Origin of the sequence: Marinobacter halodurans, from assembly GCF_004327985.1 — a bacterium.
Lineage (GTDB): Bacteria > Pseudomonadota > Gammaproteobacteria > Pseudomonadales > Oleiphilaceae > Marinobacter_A > Marinobacter_A halodurans.
On sequence record NZ_SJDL01000244.1, the window covers coordinates 1 to 247 of the forward strand.

Consider the following 247-nt stretch of genomic DNA (forward strand, 5'->3'; position numbering starts at 1 on the left):
TGGAAGATCCCGACGTGCAGCCAGACACCAACCACCTGGAACGGGCACTACGCCCCATTCCAATGGGCAAGAAAAACTGGATGTTCTGCTGGACCGAACTGGGCGCGGAACACCTGGGCATCATCCAGAGCCTGATCAGCACCTGCAAGCTGCACGATATTACCCCCTACACCTACCTGGTGGACGTGTTGCAACGCATCAGCCAGCACCCGGCCAGTGAAGTCAGCGACCTGACCCCACGCCACTG

General features: G+C 59.5%; 1 protein-coding gene. It reads left to right on the forward strand.

Annotated features, from left to right (window positions below; translation table 11 throughout):
- On the forward strand, nucleotides 1-247 hold a 247-nt coding region (locus tag EZI54_RS24235; protein ID WP_131484369.1), incomplete at both ends, for a transposase domain-containing protein.